Raw genomic sequence first — 18,911 nt, 5'->3', positions numbered from 1 at the left:
TTATTTTTCTAAGAGAGATTTAAGTCGCAACAAATCTTTTTCAACCGTTGCCGCGTCTTTTGCGAAATCTGCGTCCGACATCTGAGGCATGCGAAAAAGCGTAAAGATCACCTCGCTGCCGTCTCCATTTCGAACCACTCTTAAAGGATTGTGAAACACTTCGCCCGTCGGTAGAGTCACGTCGTGATCAATAACTCCGAAGTGGTTCTGCTCTGCAAACTTCACTTTGACTTTTCCCATCGGAGAATCCGCGATCCACTCATCACCGAACTTTTGCATTGATGACCGGCTCAACCCTTCCGCCCACTGAGGTAAATTAGAGGGGTTTGCTGCAAATTCATAAACTTCATTCATCGGACGCTGAATTGAAACGCTGATTTGTCTTGCGGGAAAAGTCATATATATATCCTTTTCTTTAAGGCATTTACTTCACAGACTTTACCAGTATTTCTCCGCAGGACGAACTTCAATCGCTCCGCCAAGACGGGCTGCAGGAATTTTTGCAGCCAAAGCCACTGCGGCTTCCATGTTCTCAGCTTCAAAAACGCAATAACCGCCAATTCCTTCGGGAAGATAAGTTCCGTTTTTCACTTCCACTTTATCGTCGTGAACTTGAACGGTCTTTGCAACATTTGGCAATCCTAAGGGAAGTCCCGCTGTGAGACCCGCTGTTTTATTGAACTCTGCGTAGTCCGCATAAATTCTTTTTTGCTCTTCTGCAGAAAGGGCATTCCAGCGCTCCGATCCTGGAAGAGGTGTGGTTCCTTGATAAATTAAAAGTACGAATTGCATAAGGCCTCCTAAAATTGATTAGTTATTTCAGCGATTTATGACATAATTCAAAATATCCAAATATTCCTGTCACATTTCATATCGCTTATTCGTCATGCCTATGACGGATCGAAAAAGAGGAACGTGACAAAGAAAGTTCGAGAAACTGAAGATGGATAAAAAAGAGTGGCTGGCCAAAAATTTTGAAGAACGTCGAAGTCATTTAAAGGCCGTGGCTTATCGAATGTTAGGTTCTACGGGTGAAGCCGAAGATGCCGTTCAAGAAACATGGACACGACTTCAATCAGAGTCCGACGTAATTGATAATCTCAATGGATGGCTCACGACTGTTGTTGCAAGAGTTTGTCTTGATATGCTTCGCTCTAAAAAATCCAAACGTGAAGAACCGCTCGACGATGAAATTTCGGAACTCCCAAGCGATGGCTCTGAAAATCCCGAAACTAATTTCATTCTTGCAGATGCTGTCGGTCCCGCGCTTTTATTGGTTTTAGATACGTTAACGCCTGCTGAAAGAATCGCTTTCGTGCTTCACGATCTTTTTGATCTATCGTTTGAAGAAATTGCTCCGATCATTGATCGTACTGAAGAGAACGCAAGACAACTTGCCAGTCGCGCAAGAAAAAGAATTCGTGGCGCGAAAAATTCCAAAGAAGATTCCAACCGTCAAAAAGAAATCGTCAGTGCATTTTTGGCGGCTTCACGAGAAGGCAATTTGAATGCACTGATCAAGCTTCTTCATCCTGATGCAACTCTGCGAGCTGATGAAACAGCCGTCAAAGTGGCTGAAGCCAACAAAGCAAAAGGCGCTCCGCAATTTAAAAAAGAAATTAAAGGCGCTCATAATGTGGCCGACACAATGAATGGCAAGGCTGCGGCAGCTCAATTGGCTCTTATTAACGGGTTGACGGGTGCAACGTGGGCTCCGGGCGGAAAACCTGTTGTGGCTTTCCGTTTTTCTGTCGTGGATGACAAAATTGCAGATATTGAAATCGTTATGGATCCAAAAAACTTAAGTGCAACAACAATTGAAATCATCGAATCAAATAGCGGGAGATAATCAATGAATATTTTCTTATGGATTCTTCAGGTTCTTTTAGCTCTACATACAGCCGTTGGTGCTGTGTGGAAGTTTTCGCATTCTGCAGAACAAACAATGCCGTCCCTAAAAGCAATTCCCTCTGGAGTTTGGATGGGAATGGCCATTCTTGAACTTATTTGCAGCGTGCTTTTAATTCTTCCTGTCTTAAATAAGTCGTGGGGAATTTCAGCTTCTGTGGGTGCAATCATCATCGCAGCCGAAATGCTTCTCTTCTGCGGGTTGCACCTTGCTTCCGACGAAGGAAATTTTGGTCCAATGGTTTACTGGCTTGTCGTTGTAGCCATCTGCGCGTTCATCGCCTATGGCCGACTTGTTTTAAAACCGTTCTAATTATTTAGTAGCTTTGGCTTTGGATTTTTTTGTGGAATTCAGAGTCACGGCTTCTTTAATAAGAGCCTTCAAGGCTTTTTCATTGATCTTGTCACTCTCTTTAAAATTAATTGCGCGTCTTGTATTACCTTCAAGACTTGAGTTGAAAAGTCCCGAAGGATCTTTCAAAGAAGCGCCTTTGGCAAAAGTCATCTTCACGACACTCTTATAGGTTTCACCAGTGCAGATGATCCCATTGTATTCCCACACGGGAACCCCTCTCCACTTCCACTCTTCAACAATATCCGGCTCAGCCGCTTTAACGATTTTGCGGATTTGACTCAGCATTTTACCGCGCCAGTCACCAAGTTCTTTGATTCTTGCGTCGATCATTTTTGCAGGAGAAAGGTCTTTAGATGAGTCAGTTTTTTTCATAAGTTAGCTCCACAGATGACTTTAACAATACCCTTTGTTCGCTACAAAGTTGAATTGTTTTCAGCGCTCCGCAGAACCCTATTTCATTAAAATGGCGCCTAGGGTATAAGGATCACGAATTTGATGTTGGATCTGGATGTCTTGCCGTTTCTTTCCCGGCCAGATCCGCAAAAATCAAAGGATGAAAGAAACCTCATTAACGGCATTTGCCAGGAGGTTTCTGTGTCTTACAAACAATCCACTCTCACAATTTTTTTACTAGCGATCTCGTTTTCGCATTCGGCTTTTGCTGCGGAAACAATTGTTGTTTCACGCAAGACGGGCACTTTTGCTCAAGGTGAAATACAGGCGTCGTTTACTGTTGAATGGCGCCCACCTGCTTGCGATCCAGATACATCTTATGACTGCGGCGCCGACACGGTCGATGAAATTCCAGGACATCAATGTCGATTCCGTGTCGTTTTCCCGCTCTTAGCACCAAATGCTTTAAATTATTCTGATTATGGATTAGGTCTATCAGCTCACCTTCCCAGAGACCCCGGAGTTTACGATGCAACTCCAGCTATTTGCGCTGATGCTTTAAATCAATGGAAACAATCTCTACCGAGCGACGGACTTATCCACTATGAAATCACGACTGTCGATGCTCAATCTTATTTCTGGAAATATCCAAATGGTGTGATGGACAGCTCAACGGCGGTTTGCATGAAAGCCGATGATTACTACGAGATTTTGAATCTGCATGGTATCGGAGAACAAAACGCACAGCGAACGAAAACTATCGTAACGAAAGTTGACGATTCTTCCTGTGCGCAGATCGTAAAGTAACAAGACTTAAGGAAGGAGAGGAAAGTTCTCCTTCCTTTTTTAATTCCAGTTATCAATCTTCACATCAATAGGTGAAGGCTGACCTTTGCCTTTTTCAATGAGGTCCTTAAGGCTCATCATAAAGATCGCCCACTTTGTACTACAGTGACCCATGAACTCGACTTCTTCTTTCCAATTACGGTGACCGAAAAGAACGATGGCGTATTCACCTTCTTGGGAAAGATCAAACGTAATGTCTGTGCCGATCCACTCCGCCGGACCTTCTGTACAACGCCACTGCACTGTACGATCTTGAGACTGTTTCATCACTTTCATACGCATAGAGCCCTTCACTTCCCCTGAAGGAGTTTTGAAGACAAAGACGATTTCTTTACCTTCTTCTGCAGCTCCAGAAACTTCGCGTGTCCACCAATTGGAAAGACCTTCTAATGTCGTCAATGCTTTATAAACATCGTGAACCTGCGCCTTAATACCGACTCTATGAATAATATTTGCCATAGATAACTCCTTCATATTTTGAAGGTAAGATATTTTACTTGCTTTTTGCAAGTGAATTTCCTAAACTAGTCTCAACATGGTAAAAAAGAAACAATTGCGCTCTCACTGTCCGATCAACTTTGGACTGGAAGCCTTTGGTGACAAGTGGACTCTTCTTATTCTTAGAGACATCGTCTTTCGAGGAAAAAGAACTTATGGCGAATTTCTTAAATCCGAAGAGGGATTTGCCACGAATATTCTTGCCTCTCGCTTAGAGCAGCTTCTGGAAAACGGCATTCTAAAAAAAGAACCCAGTGCAGAAGATGCCAGAAAAGATTCCTATTCCCTAACGGAAAAAGGTTTGGACTTAATTCCACTGTTATTTGAAATGGTTTTATGGAGTGCCAAGTATGATCGACGTTCCGAAGCTCACCGTATTCCGAAACTGGTAGAGCTTATCAAAAAAAACAATCGAAAAATTAGCTCTGAGGTCCGCGAAAAAGTCCTTCGTGGCGAAGCCATTGTGAAAGACTACTTAGAAAAATAAAAAGGCACAGAAACCCGTGCCTTCTTCATTTCATTTGCTTAAAACTATTTACGCTTAAACAACTGTTTTACGGTTGCAGAGTAAGGTTGAGCAAAGAACGCGAGATAAATCAGCAAAAGTCCGATGACAAGAGCCAAGGGAACTCCACTTGGTGCCATGAATGAGTGAACAAGGAAAATGTTCAACACAATCGGCGCAAGAACCACGAGGGCCAACGGCACAAACCAACCTATTAAAAGAAGAAGACCACAAATACTTTCTGTAAGCTTCAAAAGTACGAAGAAGTAACCGGAAGCAGCGAGACCTGTATTGAAAGTCATAAGACGCTCTGGAAGATCTGGTGGAGGTGGGATCAAATTAAAAAGTCCCGCTAGGCCGAATACAAAAAAGATCAGACCCAAAAGAATACGTGCAATCAGTGGCAGTTTGGCTTTCATGATGAAAAGTCTCCTTTTCTATATCTCACGATAATTTTAGGACGTCGGCAACAAAACTCTTACAGTCGTACCGTGATCAATGCTCGAATCGATAGAAATCTGCCCATGGATCTTTTCGATAAACCCTAAAGTGAAGTTCATACCCAAGCCAAAACCCTCCTCACCGATTTGCTTTTGGCGGCCCCGGTTGAGAATTTGGTTTACTGTTTCTGCCGTCATACCCCTTCCTTTATCGGCAATCAGGATCTCTACGAAGTTCTCTCTGGCGAACAATGAAACTTCAATGAGTGACTGTGACGGGCTGTAACGGATGGCATTGGATAAAAGGTTTCTAAAGATAGATTCGATCGCAAAGCGAGAACACTTAACACTGAGACCTTTCGTAGGAATTGTTTTTTGCAATTGTATATTTTTTTGCAAGGTCTGCGGCGACAATTGCGACCAAGCCGCATCCAAACAAGCTTCAAGATCTTGCGTCTCAAGATGGTCTTCGTCTTGAGTCCAAGCCAGAATATTTCTTAAAAGCAAAACAGCTCCATAGTTTGCCTGCTGAATTGTTTCCAACTTCGAAACCAAGTCCTGCTGCTGTTTTTCTTCCGCAAGCTCACGAGTGTTACGCAAAAGAATATTGACCGAGGATAAGGCTCCCGTCATGTCGTGAGAAAGAACGGCCTGGATGCGACGGTTGAAATCCGTCATTCGCAGAATCTCGGTGTTGAGTTCGCGCAAGATCGCGTTACTTTCTTCCAAATCTCGATACAGTTCCATGATTCGATCCACGTCATTTAAGACGTAAACCGAAGCTTTATGTTCTCCGGTGGAATCTTTAATGCCGTGATAGAAAATCTGATAAGTTTTATCGGAAATCTCTACCGTATCAGGATTTTCCATGATTTTTTCGAGAGTTTTATAATTTCGGGCCGGCTTGCCAAGATCTCGATTATGTAAATTCAAAAGCTGGTAAGCCGCGTGATTCAAATCCCAAAGCTCCCCTCGCGCGGTCAAAGTGATCACGGGACTGGGTAGATCTTTAAACACACGTTCTTGCGCCAAAGTCTTGATGTCTAAGAATTCCAAACGAGTCACAACAAAATAGAACATGAAAGCCATTGGCCATGCATATGCCGAACTTAATTGCATCATGAACATGTCTTTGATGATGTAGCGAGCGTAAATCTCTTTGCTAATATGAAACAATCCGCCCAGGGCAAAAAGAATGGCGTATCTTCGCATCACACCTTTCTTCTGAAAGATTGTGAGAAAATAAAAAATATAGATTCCTGCCAAACAGAAGATGGAATACTTCAGGAAAATAAACATAATCGGACCGAAGCTGTAACGGAGAAAACCGAAGTTTCCAGGCATTTCGGCAAAATTATAAAGTATTAGGTTCCCTGCAAACGGAAGATTTAGCAGAGCTGCAATCGAAAAAACGATGGTAAGAACAGGAATGACATAAAGAAGAAATGTCCATTTTTTCCACCTCTCCCAGTGTTCCCGATAAAAGACAACCCATGCCATCAAAAACCAATTCGGCGGCACAATTGCCACCAAGACAGGGCGAAGTTTCGTTAAAAATGCTCGCGTCTCGAAATCATCAACAACGAAGATAAGTAAAAGCAAGAACATCCAAAGGACGTAGATAACCTGATTGACCAAAAGAACTCGATGCAAAAAAGATCGTCTATAGGGCCAGATCTTTACAGCCAGGACGGCACAGAGAACTAATGTCAGGATGATTGAACAATATGTCACAAGAAACATGAAAATATTTTTACATGTTTCCCAACTTCATTCAAACTTTCCCTAGAGAGGGACTTATGCGGGCAAGAATAAAAAAACTAGACGGACACCATTTCCAATTTGACGTTCGAGGAATGCACGGAGACATCGATGTGACTCCGCCAGAGGTGAAGGCCCAAGGTCCGTCACCCAAAGAACTTATTCTTTCAGCTCTCTGCGGTTGCACCGGCACCGACGTCATCGACTTATTGGCAAAGTTCCAAGTGACTTATGACAGTCTTGAGTTGGAAGCAAAAGCTCCTTTGACCGACAAACATCCCAAAGTCTTTTCACGTATTGATTTGAGCTATTTTGTAAACGGAGCCTCTGTAGATCCCGCCAAGGTCATTGAAGCGGCCAAGCGTTCAACTCATCAGTACAGCGGAACCGCAGCCATGCTTTCCAAAGCTTGCCCAATCTATTACACCGTTCACGTTAACAACGAAAAAGTGGCCGAAGATCAGGTTCATTTTGAATAGTTAACTTTCAACGAAAGCCTTTAGACGATGAAGAGATTCATCCCATTGGCTTGAGATCAAATTCAAATATTCTTGCATATCGCGAAGCGGACGAGCGTCCAGTTCAAAAAGAGTTTCTCGTCCTAAACGGGTGCTTTTCACAAGTCCCACATCCTGAAGAACACGCAAGTGCTTCGTGACAGCCTGCCGAGTGATTTTTGAATTCTCCGCAAGGTCTGAAATCGAATGCGATTCACCGTCGATGAGTTTTTTCACCAGATAAAGGCGCGTTTCGTCTCCTAAAGCCGCAAAAACTTCAGCAGCGCTATGATTTCTGCGCAAGATAAGCCTCAATATTTTTCATTTGCTCAGCCCATCCGCCGTCGTTCATTCTGAACGCCAACGCACGTCGATCTGCAGGTATTTTTTCAAAACCAGACTCTGTCACCGTCAGCAGCGTTCCGCGGGCAGTTTTTTCCAGATGAAATTCCACAAGAGTCGGAGTTTCTTTTGAATAATCAATGTCCGACTCTACAGCGTAAGGATGCCAAGTGAAGGAAAAATATCTTTCTGGCTCCACTTTTTGGATGATGACTTCCCACTTTAGATGATCATAACCCGGATACAAGATGCGCCCCACGGCCGGTTTGCCAGCTACAAAAGGAGTTTCAATTTTTACGCGAAACCATTCACCAAATTCACGGTGATCCGTAAGAGCTTTCCAAACTCGGGCAACAGGAGCTTTGAGTTCAATCTTTTTTTCAATACGATTTTCCATTACGCAACCTCCTGGATGCATAATAACTTGTAACTATAAATATGCAACATTTAAGTTGCATATAGACCTTTTATTGCAAAAACACAAACAACCGAAAATCGAAATGATATATAAATATTTAATAAAATTAGTACGTTACGAGTAAATAAAGAAGACCTTGCGTCATGCCCAATTAAGGACATATAATATCCTTAATTAACAGAAAGAGGTCTGCCGTGAGCATTCGTTTAAACTATCCACAGTTGTCTTCAGAAGCATATCAAAGCTTACTTGCACTCAGTGAAACGCAAAAAAATTATTCCATTGATCGCAGTTTGATTGAGCTAGTGAAAATTCGCGTCTCTCAACTCAATGGTTGTTTGTTCTGCTTAGATCTTCACATCAAAGAGGCCCGCACTTTAGGTGAACGGGAACTGCGCATCCATCATTTGTCGATATGGCATGAATCCAATTTGTTTACCGAGAAAGAGAAAGCCGCATTGGAGTGGGCTGAATTACTGACTCGCTTTAACTCCAAAGGTGTTGAAGATGCGGAGTTCGACAAAGCTCGCACTTTCTTCTCTGAAAAAGAACTTTCTGATTTGACCTTTGCAATCGGTATTATAAACATGTGGAATCGCTTCGGCGTGGCCTTCAGAAACAAACCCGGCTCCCTAGATAAAATTTTCGGAGTGGATAAAATAGGATTGGTATAATGGTACTTCGCAATCAGGTCGAATGGGCTCTTCATTGTTGCAGTGTGCTAACGGGACTTCCTCCGGATCAGTACATTTCAACCAAAGACCTGGCGGAGTTTCATGGAGTTCCGAAGGAATATCTTTCCAAAGCTCTGCAATCTTTGGCGCAAGCGGGCCTTGTGCAAACAACACTCGGCCCGACAGGTGGTTATCGACTTGCAAAACATCCCAAAGATATTTCTTTTTTAGATATCGTAGAGGCCGTTGAAGGCCGACGTCGGACTTTTAATTGCATGGAGATTCGTAAAAATAATCCCTGCTTAAAAAAGTCCGACAAAATTTCAGGTGTCTGCGTGGTCGCGCAAGCCATGAACCGCGCTGACGATGCCTGGAGAAAAGAGCTTCAGTCTATCACTCTGGAAATACTTGCCAAAGAAGTGACTGAAACCGTGCCTCAAGAAATTCTTCAGCGCAGTGCCGAGTGGCTGTCTTCGCGACGTTAAATAAAAATTCCGCCTGAAGCTTCGATTCTCTGAGCTGTCATCCATCTGGTTTCATCAGACAAAAGGTGCGCCACCAAAGGGCCAATATCTTCTGCCACGCCAACTCGTCCCAATGGAGTCTGCGAAGCTAAAAAGTTGTTGATGTTTTTGTCGTCTCTGACTTTTCCATTTCCAAAATCAGTCGCGATAGGTCCTGGAGCGATGACATTAACCGTAATACCGCGAGTTCCTAATTCTTTTGCCATATATCGAGTTAAAACTTCGATAGCACCCTTCATGGCGCCGTAAGCGGCGTACCCTGGCAAAGCAAAGCGCGCTAAGCCGGAGGAAAAGTTAATAATTCTTCCTCCGTCGTTCATAAGAGGTAAAAGTTTTTGCGTCAGAAAGAATGGTCCTTTCAAATGAATATTCATCAGTTCATCAAATTGTTCTTCCGTGGTTTCTGCAAACGATGCATTGATACCAATGCCCGCGTTATTTACCAGATAATCAAAATTTTTTGCGCTCCAGTGAGTCAGCAAAACTTCTTGAATGGATTTTGCAAAACCTGTGAAGGTGGAACTCTTTGAAACATCTAACTGCAAAGCAACGGCTTTGCGGCCCAGCTTCTTGATCTCGGCCACTACTTCTTCGGCCTCCTTCTTTTTACTGTTATAAGTAAGAATAACGTCTACACCTCTTTGAGCGAGCGCCAAAGCCGCACTTCTCCCCAAACCTCGACTTGCCCCTGTAACCAATGCGATTTTCATAAAGATCTCCTTTTGTTCATTCACTGTTACGAGTTTATTTTAGCTATTCCGAAAAGTTTGATAAATATGGATTTTTTGACTACACTGTTCATTAAATCTGAACAATCCCAGAGGAAGTCTTATGGACCGATTCAATAGCATGCAAATTTTCGTTCGCGTGGCTGAGCTAGAAAGCTTTACGAAAGCAGCTGAAAGCCTGAGCGTACCAAAAGCCACCGTTTCAACGAACATCCAGCAGTTGGAATCCTCTTTAGGCGTGCGGCTCTTGCATCGAACGACACGAAAAGTTCAAATGACTCAAGATGGATTAAGCTTTTATGAGCGCTGCAAAGATCTTTTGGCCGATGTGGAAGAAACCGAGTCCATGTTTCGCAAAAACTCAGGCAGTGTAACCGGAAGAATTCGCGTAGATATGGGAGTCGGAATCGCAAGGAGTCTTGTTCTGCCTCGAATGCCGGAATTTATGGATAAGTATCCAAATGTCGAGATCGAATTTAGCTGTTCTGACAGAAGAGTAGACCTTATCCGTGAAGGCTTTGACTGTGTCATTCGCGTTGGTCATCTCAATGACTCCGGTTTGATCGCAAGGCCTCTTGGAAAACTTACTCTTATCAACTGTGCAAGTCCCACCTATTTGGAAAAAAATGGACGACCCAAAAAACTTGAAGATTTAACGAACCACAAACTGATCCATTATGTTCCGATTCTGGGTTCAAAACCTGATGGATTTGAGTATTTTGATGGCGAAAAATATCGAACTATAAAAATGAAAGGCTCCGTTGCCGTTAACAATACTGATGCTTACACGTCGGCCTGCCTGGCAGGCATGGGAATCATTCAGGTGCCGGTGGTTGGCGTAAAATCTTTACTCAAAGAGGAAAAACTCATCGAGGTTCTTCCTAAGTTGCGCGCGGAACCAATGCCCGTGTCTCTGGTCTATCCTCACCGTCGAAATCTTGCCAAACGTGTGCAACTCTTTATGGATTGGGTGCAAGGCTTGATGAACGATTACGTCGATTAGCACAATCCGCTTTTGCATTTTTTCATTTTTCTTACTTAGCTCTTCTTTTTCTAAAAGACAGATTTAATCTTTTTTTAAAACAAATTTTTTTGAAAGGATGAAGTATGAAAATCATTTTCTTTGCAACTGTATTGGCAGTTTCTCTTAGCGGTTCATTTGCTCACGCGGCGGGAGATAAAAGCTCAAAAACAAAAATGGGAAAAATGGAGAAGATGGAGTGGACGACCACTCAACGTGAAAATATGGCGAAGATGCACGAAAATATGGCGACGTGTCTGCGCTCCAATAAAGCTGTCAATGATTGTCGGGCTGAAATGAAAACGTCATGCAAGGACATGGGAAAAGAAGGTTGTCCAATGATGATGCACGATAAAATGATGCATGAGGAATAAGAAAATCAAACCGCGTCGGACGCTTTCATCCGCGCGGTTCTTTTGAAAATCTATTTACCAACAACGGAAGCCAAAGCCGCTTCGTAGTTTGGTTCATTTACGATTTCAGACACTTGTTCACAGTATAGAACCTTGTTGTCTTCAGAAAGTGTTACAACCGCTCTGGAAAGAAGACCCGCCAAAGGAGAATCCTCGATCTGCAAACCCCAGTCTTTACCGAAAGAGCTTCTGAAAGAAGAAATCGTCTCGCAGTTTTTGATACCTTCAGCACCGCAGAAGCGAGCTTGCGCAAATGGAAGATCTGCAGAGATATTCAAAACAACAGTGTTGTTAAGCTTTGCCGCTTCTTGATTGAATTTTCTTACTGAGGCTGCACAAGTTCCTGTATCAACGCTTGGAAAAATATTAAGAACTTTTTTCTTTCCCGCGTAAGAAGACAATGTCACTTCAGACAAATCGTTTTTCACGAGTTTAAAATCTTTTGCTGCAGATCCTTTTTCAGGAAGTTGACCCGATGTATTGACTGCATTTCCTTTAAGTGTGATTTTCGCCATTGCAAACTCCTTTAGAGATGGATCAACAATACCTGTTCTTGGTTTACTTGCAAATTGAAAGATTCTGGCTCCAACTCACAATGGATTTATACGAAGTTTTATCGCCCGCACGCAGTACAGACCAATAACGCGCCCCACCTCTCCAAGCATCACTCACTTTACCTGCGATACGCCCATCGCGACCGACCCAACGGTCTAAGATACGAACACCACAGCTTAAATTTTTTAATGGATCATGAAGGTCTTGCGCTGTTTTAAATCCGCAACCATAGGCATTGCCGCTTTCAATTGAGATTTGCAAAAGGCCTCGACTGACAACGCGTTTGCCGCTGCTGTCTGTGAATGATTCTGTGTACGAAGAATTGGTGTTGAAATTACTCTCAAAACGAACCATCGAAGAAATCAAAAACGTCCAGTACTGTTTGCGTTGAGCATAAGAGAGATTTTTGTATTTCGGACAAAACAAACTCGCATCTGCTGGAATAACGTCTAATAAATTTTGTCCAAGCTTATCCAACTCGCGATCAACGTGAGCCGTCCACTCTTTTCCTTTGGATGTTTTGCTCTCCCAGAGGGGGATCACTTCACGTAGAGGGTCTACAGATGTCGATGGTGGCTGAGGAGTTTCCGTCGAAGAATTTGAAGACGAATCCGAAGTCGTCGGTGGTCTTTGCGCCATCGAGCACGCTGTGTTTGTGATTAGTAAACTAGCCATTAAAATTGTGATTTTGTATGTGGTGTTTTTCATAAGTACCGCATCGGCAGAAAATCACCGTGCTTTACTGTTGAAAAAACTGTCGAAATTTTAGCCCTCTTTCATTCGAGAAATTGAATATTTTCTGTTCGCAAAGCCAACGATCCCGACGAGAGTCCAAAATAGTTGTTGACACTGTCTATTAATGTATCTATAAAAGTTACATTAATTCAAACCGCACGCGCGTGAGGTCCTTCTTGAATTCCACTAAACATAGCAATTTTTCTTTGATCCTAGTTCTAGGAGCACTCACAGCTCTAAGTCCTTTTTCTATCGACATGTATCTGCCGGCATTCCCGAAGATGGCAGAGAGCCTGCATACGAGCGTTGCTGAAGTGTCTTTATCTCTTTCAAGTTATTTCGTAGGTCTTGCTGTCGGTCAACTTTTCTACGGACCCCTGCTAGATCGATTCGGTCGTAAAAAGCCTTTGTATATTGGTCTTCTCGTTTATATTTTAGCGACCATCGGCTGCTTAACTTCTCATTCCGTCGATACACTTGTTGCCTTCCGTTTCATTCAAGCACTTGGTGGTTGCGCTGCGAATGTCGCGGCAATGGCTATGGTGCGCGATTTCTTTTCGCCCAAAGAAAGTGCGAAAGTTTTTTCTTTGCTTATGCTGATTCTGGGCGTTTCCCCGCTTCTGGCTCCGACAGCCGGTGGTTATCTTGCAACGGCGTTTGGATGGCAGTCTGTTTTTGTCGTACTCACTGTGATTGGCGTTTTAATGTTAGGCATTTCGATTTTCTATTTGCCGCACGGATACGAGCCTGACAAATCTCATTCGTTGCATCCGGGACTCATTTTAAAAAATTATCTTTCAATCATCAAAGATCCACAGTTTTACACATACTCAGTAGCAGGGGCTTTAGCGTTCTCCGGGCTTTTCGTTTATCTTGCAGCCTCCCCAACAATTTTTATGGAGATCTTTAAAGTCAGCGAGCAAGTTTACGGATGGATCTTTGCTTTATTAGCTGCGGGATTTATCGGAGCCAGCCAGTTTAACATCGTTTTGCTGCGCAAATTCAGCAATGAAAAAGTTCTGCTAGCGGCTTTGGGCGGACTCACTCTGATGGGTTTTGCGTTTTTCGCTGGAGCTTTAAGTGGATGGTATGGAATTGCGGGCACTATTGGAATTTTATTCTGCTATCTTTCTTGCGCAGGCCTTGCAAATCCCAACGCCGCGGCTTTAGCTTTGGCACCTTTTGCGAAAAACGCAGGAAGCGCCTCTGCTCTTGTCGGATTTTTACAGATGGGAATCGGAGCTTTGGCTTCTGTCAGCGTTGGAATTTTAAAGGCTCAACAGCTTTTACCAATTGCAGCGATTTTCACAGTGTCTTCACTTTTAGCTCTAGGAACACTTGTATGGGGAACAAGAAAAATTTCCCACAAAGTAGAAGTGGGCCCCGAAGACACCGGAATCATGGCGCATTAATCATTCGTTATGAAAGATGATGTCTTCTTCTTCAGGATGTCTATCAAACCAGCTTTCAGCGTAAGAGCAGCTTGCAATCACTTTTACGTGCTCCTCCTTGGCTTTGCGTAAAGCTTCGCGCATCAGCTGATCTGCAACATTTTTTCCGCGAGCCGGTGGCGGAACCTCGACTCCAAGAATATCCATGGAGTTCTGTGGACCGCGACGATAAAGAAGAACGGCTTCACCGCCTTCCACTTGGGCGCTAAACTTTTTGTCCTGGATTCTTTGTATTTCCATAAGAACAACTCCTCTTTTGTACTTCCATTCTCTGCTCCCTTGGATAAAAAAGCAAAACTCCAACCCTTGCCTCCTGGCAAAAGACCTTCGGCCGAAATATTATTTGACTGGGCTTTAAACTTGCCACATAACCCATGCCTGAAAGCTAGGGGTGCTATCAAGAAATTGATGGCTGAGAAACACCCTTTGAACCTGAAAGAGATAATGCTCGCGCAGGGAAGCAAGTAATGGTGTTGCCATGACTTTCTCCTGCCATAGGAGAACCCATGGGAAAAAAATTATTGCTTGTTCTTTTGCTCCACACTTCGTTTGCAAGTGCACAATCGGAAATTTCAACGATCCGAATTACAGAATCCACTGATCTTGTCTCGCTGGACGTTTCTGGATTTAATGACACTCCCGAAAAAGAACTTCCTCTTTCATCCATTTCTATTTCTTCAAAGGAAATGGCAGACAACGGCTTTCACCGTCTTTCTGATGTCACATTGATAGACGCTTCAACCACAGATAGCTACAATGCCACGGGATACTGGGATTACCTTTCCGTGCGCGGCTTCACTCTTGAAAATCGTTATAATTTTTTAAGAGAAGGCCTTCCTATCAGTGCGGAAACGTCGATCGGTCTTGATAACAAAGAACGCATTGAAATTTTAAAAGGGCTTAGTGGCATTCAGGCCGGCGCTGCTTCACCAGGAGGAATGGTGAACTATATCGTAAAACGACCCACGGAAAAACCTCTACGAATTCTAAACACTGAAGTCAGTGAACGAGGAAATTTGTTAACGGCTGCTGATCTCGGCGGACGAAGTGAAAATAAAAAATTTGGCTATCGGGTCAACCTTGCACACGAAAATCTAGAACCACAGCTCAAGAAAACTTCTGGTCAACGAACTCTTGTGGCTTTAGCGGGCGATTGGCGTTTGGATAATAACAATCTTATTGAAGCAGAAATCGAATGGTCAGAAAGATCGCAACCAAGCCAAGCCGGATTCAGTCTCTTAGGAAATAAACTTCCCGATCCGGCAGATCCAACTTTGAATTTAAATAATCAACCCTGGACTGAACCTGTGGAGTTTAAGGGCCTCACCGGCACGATGAAATTTACCAAAAATCTGTCAGCCCCGTGGAGTTGGACTGTGATCGCGGGTGCTCAAGATCTTTCCACCAGTGACCGCTTGGCTTACCCTTTCGGATGTAGCGCTGAGAATAACTATGATCGCTATTGCTCTGATGGAACGTATGACCTTTATGATTATCGCAGTGAAAATGAAAGCCGCAAAACTTATGCAGCAAAAACCGCTCTCCAAGGCAGTGTCGTAACGGGTGCCTTTCAACATCAAATTTCCGTCGGAATAGTGGGCAGCTCTATGCGAGAGCACTTTCAAAAACAAGCTTACAATTATGCAGGCACGGGCAATGTCCAAGGCACCGGCATCGGCACAGCGAATCCGGTTTTGAATGACGAAAACACCAATCGAGATACTTCCAATTATGAACTCTTTTTGTCCGATACCTCTCAGTGGGGCAAATGGAAAAGTTGGTTGGGCCTTCGTTATACAAACTTAAACCGCGGAAGCTTCCGTACGGATGGATCACGCGCTCTTTCTTACACACAAAATTTTGCCACGCCATGGGTAGCTCTTTCTTATGATTTTGAAAATGTTTTAACCTATGCAAGTTATGGTCAGGGACTGGAGTCTTATGTCACTCCCAACAAAGACGGTTATGACCACCGTGGAGAATTTGTTCCCGATGTAGTTAGCAAGCAAATCGAAGTGGGACTTCGTGGAGGCAAAGAGCTCAACTGGAATGTCGCCGCTTTCCAAATCACACGTCCTCAAGTCATTGATCAGAAACCCAGCTATCAAGTTGACGGCGAAGCTGAGCACAAAGGCTTTGAAGCACAAATTTCTTCACAGTGGGAACGATGGGATATAAATACCTCCTTAATGAAACTCGAGGCCATTCGCAAAGATAGTGTTCTTGATAAAAATCTCAACGGAAAAAAGCCCGTCAACGTCCCAGAGCAAACAGCTCGCCTGCAGTTAGGTTATAAAGTTCTTGAAATCAAAGGTCTTTCTTTAAACACACGCCTATCTCACGAAGGAGAGCGTGCCGTACTTGCTGACAATAGCATCATGCTTCCAGCGTGGACTCGTTGGGATCTGGGAGCTTCTTACGCTCACACTTGGGATGATATGAAAATGCTGTGGCGGCTGTCGGTGGATAATATCACTGATCAACGTTACTGGAAAGAATCGCCAACTCAGTACGGACATATTTATCTGTATCCCGGAGAAGCTCGTAACATTTATCTCAGTATGAGTGCATCACTCTAAAGGATTTTTCGCGATATCCGGGGGCCAGCGAGACAAATTGTAAGGGCGAAGCTTCGGTCCCAGCCAGTTTAAAACCTGATAGCTAACGAAATAACCCCACAAACAATCTCGCAAGGTTTGCTTCAAAATTCTTGGCAGCAGTTGTCCTGCTGTCACATCACCAACGCCAACACGAAATCCGACAAGAACGTAATTGGCAATGGAGGTCGCAATTAAAAGCGTTCCAAATAAAAAAATTAAATTACGATCAATGGTTTCTTTTCTTTTCCAACCGCCAAGCCAGATAAAAAGGTAATAACCTAAAAGCGGTTTCACGGCATTAGCAAGACCGTGCAAGAAGATGATATCAGGCTCGCGAATGCCTACGATATTTGAAGTCAGAACTTCCGCAAGAAGTTGACCTGGAAAAACTCGTGGTCCCCACAAAAAGTATAATGGCAAACAGACGACGTAAGATCCATAGACGTAGAAAAATCCATCGTAGTAAAAAAAATGGTAGCTCAAAACTTTTGCGACAAACGCCAAAACGAAAGGCGCTACCCAAGTCCACCATGCCATGCTTTTTTAGAACCAACCTTCTTTTTCAAAAGATTTGCGGCACTCTTTGGATTTTACAAAACCAATAAACTGCAAAGCGGCTTCTTTTTGTTTTGTCGACTTAGAAAGGGCCGTTCCACTAGAACGGTAGATTGTCAGATTTTTCTCTGTAGGAATAATCTCTGCGATTTCCAGATTGCGTGTTCCCCAGATATTAAATACAAGCCAAGCATCAATGGACGGATCTTCTTTCCATGTCTTTTCAGCATCGCCGGTATTTTTTGCGGCAAAAACAATATTCGCGCGAAATTTATTTAAAGCTTTGGCACTTTTAAGTCCGCCAACAATATCTTCCCACATGCCCACTTGTCCCGCACCATTGACAACTATGACTTTCAAAGGTTTTTCAACCAGATCCTTGATGCCGCGAATCTTCTTTGGATTTTTAGGGCGAACCAAAATAGCGGAGGGCCTTAAATAGTGAGTCTCTATTGTCTGTGCATCCAGATTAGGAATCTTCTCTGCAAAAGAGTCCATCATATTTTCAGAGCCTGAATAAAACACATCCGCAGTTTCAGCTTGTCCCAACCATTTCTCTAAAGGACCTGATGTCACGTTGACTTTGATTCCTTTTTCTTTTTCAAAAGCGGCGGCACAAGCTTTCATTGCCGGAGCCGGACCGCCAGGACCAAACACTTGAAGAGTTGTTTCTGCTTGAGCAGTGAGTGAAGTCAAAACTGAAAACAAAAGAACTTTAAACATTTTTAAATCCTTTAATGAATCCATCCTAAAAGGATAGCGCCTAAAGTTCCACTTGCAACCACAATCCAAAGGGAAACACCTTGAAGAAAAGGTTTTACACCAACACTGCGGACAGTATCGCGAGTCAGGCTTAACCCAATTAGAAACAAAGTTAACACCAGCATTCTTTTTGCGACTTCATTCACGACATGTCCTACAGGTTGAAGGCTCGGAATCCAAGTTACAAGAGCCGCGGCAATTAAAAAGCCCAAAATGAACCAAGGCTTCTTCCCTTTTTGACGAGGACCTGCATCGTTTTGTTTGGAATAAAGGTAGCCAACAAAAAACGCTACAGGAACGATCCACAAAGCGCGCGCCAGTTTCACTGTTGTGCCAACTTGCAGAGCCTCAGCCCCATACTGCATCGACGCTCCCACTACAGAACTTGTGTCATGAATGGCAAGTGCACTCCACAGACCAAACTGCGTCTGCGACAAATGAAAGAAGTGCCCAAGCGGAGGGAAGATAAACAGCGCCACCGCATTCAACATGAAAACAGTTCCTAACGCCACAGACACTTCATGATGTTTTGCCTTGATAACAGGAGCCACGGCAGCAATGGCACTGCCTCCGCAAATAGCCGTGCCTACGGTAATCAAAACGGAGGTGTCTTTTTCTGTTTTATAGAGTTTTCCTAAAACAACGCCCATACCGAGAGCCAATGAAATGCCCGCAACGGTGTAGCCAACTCCCTGCAAACCCACTTTACCGATGACCTCTAGATTCATCCCGGCCCCCATTCCCATAACAGACAGACCTAAAAGGGAGTGCGTGATTTTACGTGTTTTATCAAGATAAGGGTTTCCGAGCCACAACGCCAGAACAACGCCGGCTAAGAGCGCGACACCGGAAGAAACAAAAGGGGCTAGACACAAAAGAGCGACGGCGGGGATAAGTATTTGAGCGAGCATACAAACCTCTTTACTTGCT

General features: G+C 43.6%; 26 protein-coding genes and 1 riboswitch. Of the genes, 11 read left to right on the top strand and 15 right to left on the bottom strand.

Features of this window, described 5'->3' with window-relative positions; all coding sequences use genetic code 11:
• The gene (locus AAAA78_RS01605) at positions 1-399 is read right to left on the bottom strand and encodes a hypothetical protein (protein ID WP_340589982.1); all 399 of its coding nucleotides are present in this window, start codon (positions 397-399) and stop codon (positions 1-3) included.
• A 39-nt stretch (positions 400-438) separates the two neighbouring features.
• Complete coding sequence (locus AAAA78_RS01600) at positions 439-792, bottom strand: YciI family protein (protein ID WP_340589981.1); 354 nt, start codon at positions 790-792, stop codon at positions 439-441.
• Between the two features lie 151 nt (positions 793-943).
• Between AAAA78_RS01600 and AAAA78_RS01595 the strand changes: the two genes are divergently transcribed.
• Positions 944-1,849 carry a sigma-70 family RNA polymerase sigma factor gene (locus AAAA78_RS01595; protein ID WP_340589980.1) on the top strand — a complete coding sequence of 302 codons (906 nt, stop codon included), beginning with the start codon at positions 944-946 and terminating at the stop codon, positions 1,847-1,849.
• A gap of 3 nt (positions 1,850-1,852) precedes the next feature.
• Positions 1,853-2,221 carry a DoxX family protein gene (locus tag AAAA78_RS01590; RefSeq protein WP_340589979.1) on the top strand — a complete coding sequence of 123 codons (369 nt, stop codon included), beginning with the start codon at positions 1,853-1,855 and terminating at the stop codon, positions 2,219-2,221.
• On the opposite strand, the gene AAAA78_RS01585 is transcribed toward AAAA78_RS01590, so the two are convergent.
• A complete protein-coding gene (locus AAAA78_RS01585; protein ID WP_340589978.1) occupies positions 2,222-2,635 on the bottom strand; it encodes a DUF1801 domain-containing protein in 414 nt (137 codons plus the stop codon).
• A 222-nt stretch (positions 2,636-2,857) separates the two neighbouring features.
• Between AAAA78_RS01585 and AAAA78_RS01580 the strand changes: the two genes are divergently transcribed.
• Positions 2,858-3,463 carry a hypothetical protein gene (locus tag AAAA78_RS01580; protein ID WP_340589977.1) on the top strand — a complete coding sequence of 202 codons (606 nt, stop codon included), beginning with the start codon at positions 2,858-2,860 and terminating at the stop codon, positions 3,461-3,463.
• 39 nt (positions 3,464-3,502) lie between these two features.
• Here AAAA78_RS01580 and AAAA78_RS01575 read toward each other — a convergent pair whose 3' ends face one another.
• Positions 3,503-3,961 (bottom strand): SRPBCC family protein, encoded by a 459-nt coding sequence (locus AAAA78_RS01575; protein ID WP_340589976.1) that lies wholly within the window; start codon positions 3,959-3,961, stop codon positions 3,503-3,505.
• A gap of 76 nt (positions 3,962-4,037) precedes the next feature.
• Between AAAA78_RS01575 and AAAA78_RS01570 the strand changes: the two genes are divergently transcribed.
• A complete protein-coding gene (locus AAAA78_RS01570; protein ID WP_340589975.1) occupies positions 4,038-4,487 on the top strand; it encodes a winged helix-turn-helix transcriptional regulator in 450 nt (149 codons plus the stop codon).
• Between the two features lie 44 nt (positions 4,488-4,531).
• On the opposite strand, the gene AAAA78_RS01565 is transcribed toward AAAA78_RS01570, so the two are convergent.
• Together AAAA78_RS01565 and AAAA78_RS01560 are read right to left on the bottom strand one after the other, a co-directional pair.
• Complete coding sequence (locus AAAA78_RS01565) at positions 4,532-4,924, bottom strand: DoxX family protein (RefSeq protein WP_340589974.1); 393 nt, start codon at positions 4,922-4,924, stop codon at positions 4,532-4,534.
• Between the two features lie 36 nt (positions 4,925-4,960).
• Positions 4,961-6,688 (bottom strand): sensor histidine kinase, encoded by a 1,728-nt coding sequence (locus AAAA78_RS01560; RefSeq protein WP_340589973.1) that lies wholly within the window; start codon positions 6,686-6,688, stop codon positions 4,961-4,963.
• 56 nt (positions 6,689-6,744) lie between these two features.
• Between AAAA78_RS01560 and AAAA78_RS01555 the strand changes: the two genes are divergently transcribed.
• The gene (locus AAAA78_RS01555) at positions 6,745-7,185 is read left to right on the top strand and encodes an OsmC family protein (protein ID WP_340589972.1); all 441 of its coding nucleotides are present in this window, start codon (positions 6,745-6,747) and stop codon (positions 7,183-7,185) included.
• Here AAAA78_RS01555 and AAAA78_RS01550 read toward each other — a convergent pair whose 3' ends face one another.
• Positions 7,186-7,506: an ArsR/SmtB family transcription factor gene (locus AAAA78_RS01550; RefSeq protein WP_340589971.1), complete on the bottom strand. Its 321-nt coding sequence runs from the start codon at positions 7,504-7,506 to the stop codon at positions 7,186-7,188.
• Positions 7,490-7,942 (bottom strand): SRPBCC family protein, encoded by a 453-nt coding sequence (locus AAAA78_RS01545; RefSeq protein WP_340589970.1) that lies wholly within the window; start codon positions 7,940-7,942, stop codon positions 7,490-7,492. The genes AAAA78_RS01550 and AAAA78_RS01545 overlap by 17 nt, the downstream gene beginning before the upstream one ends.
• A gap of 215 nt (positions 7,943-8,157) precedes the next feature.
• Between AAAA78_RS01545 and AAAA78_RS01540 the strand changes: the two genes are divergently transcribed.
• Together AAAA78_RS01540 and AAAA78_RS01535 are read left to right on the top strand one after the other, a co-directional pair.
• A complete protein-coding gene (locus AAAA78_RS01540) occupies positions 8,158-8,637 on the top strand; it encodes a carboxymuconolactone decarboxylase family protein (RefSeq protein ID WP_295900150.1) in 480 nt (159 codons plus the stop codon).
• Positions 8,637-9,122 carry an RrF2 family transcriptional regulator gene (locus AAAA78_RS01535; protein WP_340589969.1) on the top strand — a complete coding sequence of 162 codons (486 nt, stop codon included), beginning with the start codon at positions 8,637-8,639 and terminating at the stop codon, positions 9,120-9,122. Before AAAA78_RS01540 ends, AAAA78_RS01535 begins: the two co-directional genes overlap by 1 nt.
• Here the strand turns inward: AAAA78_RS01535 and AAAA78_RS01530 are convergent.
• Positions 9,119-9,877 carry an SDR family NAD(P)-dependent oxidoreductase gene (locus AAAA78_RS01530; protein ID WP_445291987.1) on the bottom strand — a complete coding sequence of 253 codons (759 nt, stop codon included), beginning with the start codon at positions 9,875-9,877 and terminating at the stop codon, positions 9,119-9,121. The two genes, AAAA78_RS01535 and AAAA78_RS01530, sit on opposite strands and share 4 nt — an antisense overlap.
• Positions 9,878-9,992: 115 nt before the next feature.
• Between AAAA78_RS01530 and AAAA78_RS01525 the strand changes: the two genes are divergently transcribed.
• Positions 9,993-10,892, top strand: coding sequence for a LysR family transcriptional regulator (locus tag AAAA78_RS01525; protein WP_340589967.1), 900 nt, complete (start codon positions 9,993-9,995; stop codon positions 10,890-10,892).
• Between the two features lie 104 nt (positions 10,893-10,996).
• On the top strand, positions 10,997-11,284 hold the full coding sequence (locus AAAA78_RS01520) for a hypothetical protein (protein ID WP_340589966.1): 288 nt from the start codon (positions 10,997-10,999) through the stop codon (positions 11,282-11,284).
• 50 nt (positions 11,285-11,334) lie between these two features.
• Here AAAA78_RS01520 and tpx read toward each other — a convergent pair whose 3' ends face one another.
• A complete protein-coding gene (gene tpx / locus AAAA78_RS01515) occupies positions 11,335-11,838 on the bottom strand; it encodes a thiol peroxidase (RefSeq protein WP_295900154.1) in 504 nt (167 codons plus the stop codon).
• Between the two features lie 43 nt (positions 11,839-11,881).
• Positions 11,882-12,586, bottom strand: coding sequence for a transglycosylase SLT domain-containing protein (locus AAAA78_RS01510; protein WP_340589965.1), 705 nt, complete (start codon positions 12,584-12,586; stop codon positions 11,882-11,884).
• A 203-nt stretch (positions 12,587-12,789) separates the two neighbouring features.
• Here AAAA78_RS01510 and AAAA78_RS01505 point away from each other — a divergent pair, with 203 nt between their 5' ends.
• Positions 12,790-14,025 (top strand): multidrug effflux MFS transporter, encoded by a 1,236-nt coding sequence (locus AAAA78_RS01505; RefSeq protein WP_340589964.1) that lies wholly within the window; start codon positions 12,790-12,792, stop codon positions 14,023-14,025.
• On the opposite strand, the gene AAAA78_RS01500 is transcribed toward AAAA78_RS01505, so the two are convergent.
• Complete coding sequence (locus tag AAAA78_RS01500) at positions 14,026-14,304, bottom strand: GNAT family N-acetyltransferase (RefSeq protein ID WP_295900157.1); 279 nt, start codon at positions 14,302-14,304, stop codon at positions 14,026-14,028.
• A 137-nt stretch (positions 14,305-14,441) separates the two neighbouring features.
• Positions 14,442-14,540: riboswitch (TPP riboswitch) on the top strand.
• A gap of 30 nt (positions 14,541-14,570) precedes the next feature.
• On the opposite strand from AAAA78_RS01500, the gene AAAA78_RS01495 reads away from it, so the two are divergent.
• Positions 14,571-16,643, top strand: a complete 2,073-nt coding sequence (locus AAAA78_RS01495) for a TonB-dependent siderophore receptor (protein WP_340589963.1) — start codon at positions 14,571-14,573, stop codon at positions 16,641-16,643.
• Here AAAA78_RS01495 and AAAA78_RS01490 read toward each other — a convergent pair.
• Genes AAAA78_RS01490 through AAAA78_RS01480 form a run of 3 tightly spaced genes read right to left on the bottom strand, consistent with a single transcriptional unit; the run spans position 16,635 to position 18,892 of the window.
• A complete protein-coding gene (locus AAAA78_RS01490) occupies positions 16,635-17,201 on the bottom strand; it encodes a hypothetical protein (RefSeq protein ID WP_340589962.1) in 567 nt (188 codons plus the stop codon). The genes AAAA78_RS01495 and AAAA78_RS01490 overlap by 9 nt on opposite strands.
• Positions 17,202-17,207: 6 nt before the next feature.
• Complete coding sequence (locus tag AAAA78_RS01485) at positions 17,208-17,966, bottom strand: extracellular solute-binding protein (protein WP_340589961.1); 759 nt, start codon at positions 17,964-17,966, stop codon at positions 17,208-17,210.
• Positions 17,954-18,892 carry a YeiH family protein gene (locus tag AAAA78_RS01480; RefSeq protein ID WP_340589960.1) on the bottom strand — a complete coding sequence of 313 codons (939 nt, stop codon included), beginning with the start codon at positions 18,890-18,892 and terminating at the stop codon, positions 17,954-17,956. The genes AAAA78_RS01485 and AAAA78_RS01480 overlap by 13 nt, the downstream gene beginning before the upstream one ends.
• Positions 18,893-18,911 lie beyond the last annotated feature (19 nt).

The organism is Bdellovibrio sp. BCCA (assembly GCF_037996825.1).
Classification (GTDB): Bacteria; Bdellovibrionota; Bdellovibrionia; order Bdellovibrionales; family Bdellovibrionaceae; genus Bdellovibrio.
Note: the sequence above shows the minus strand (reverse complement) of the source record. Positions and strands in the feature narration are given on the sequence as shown.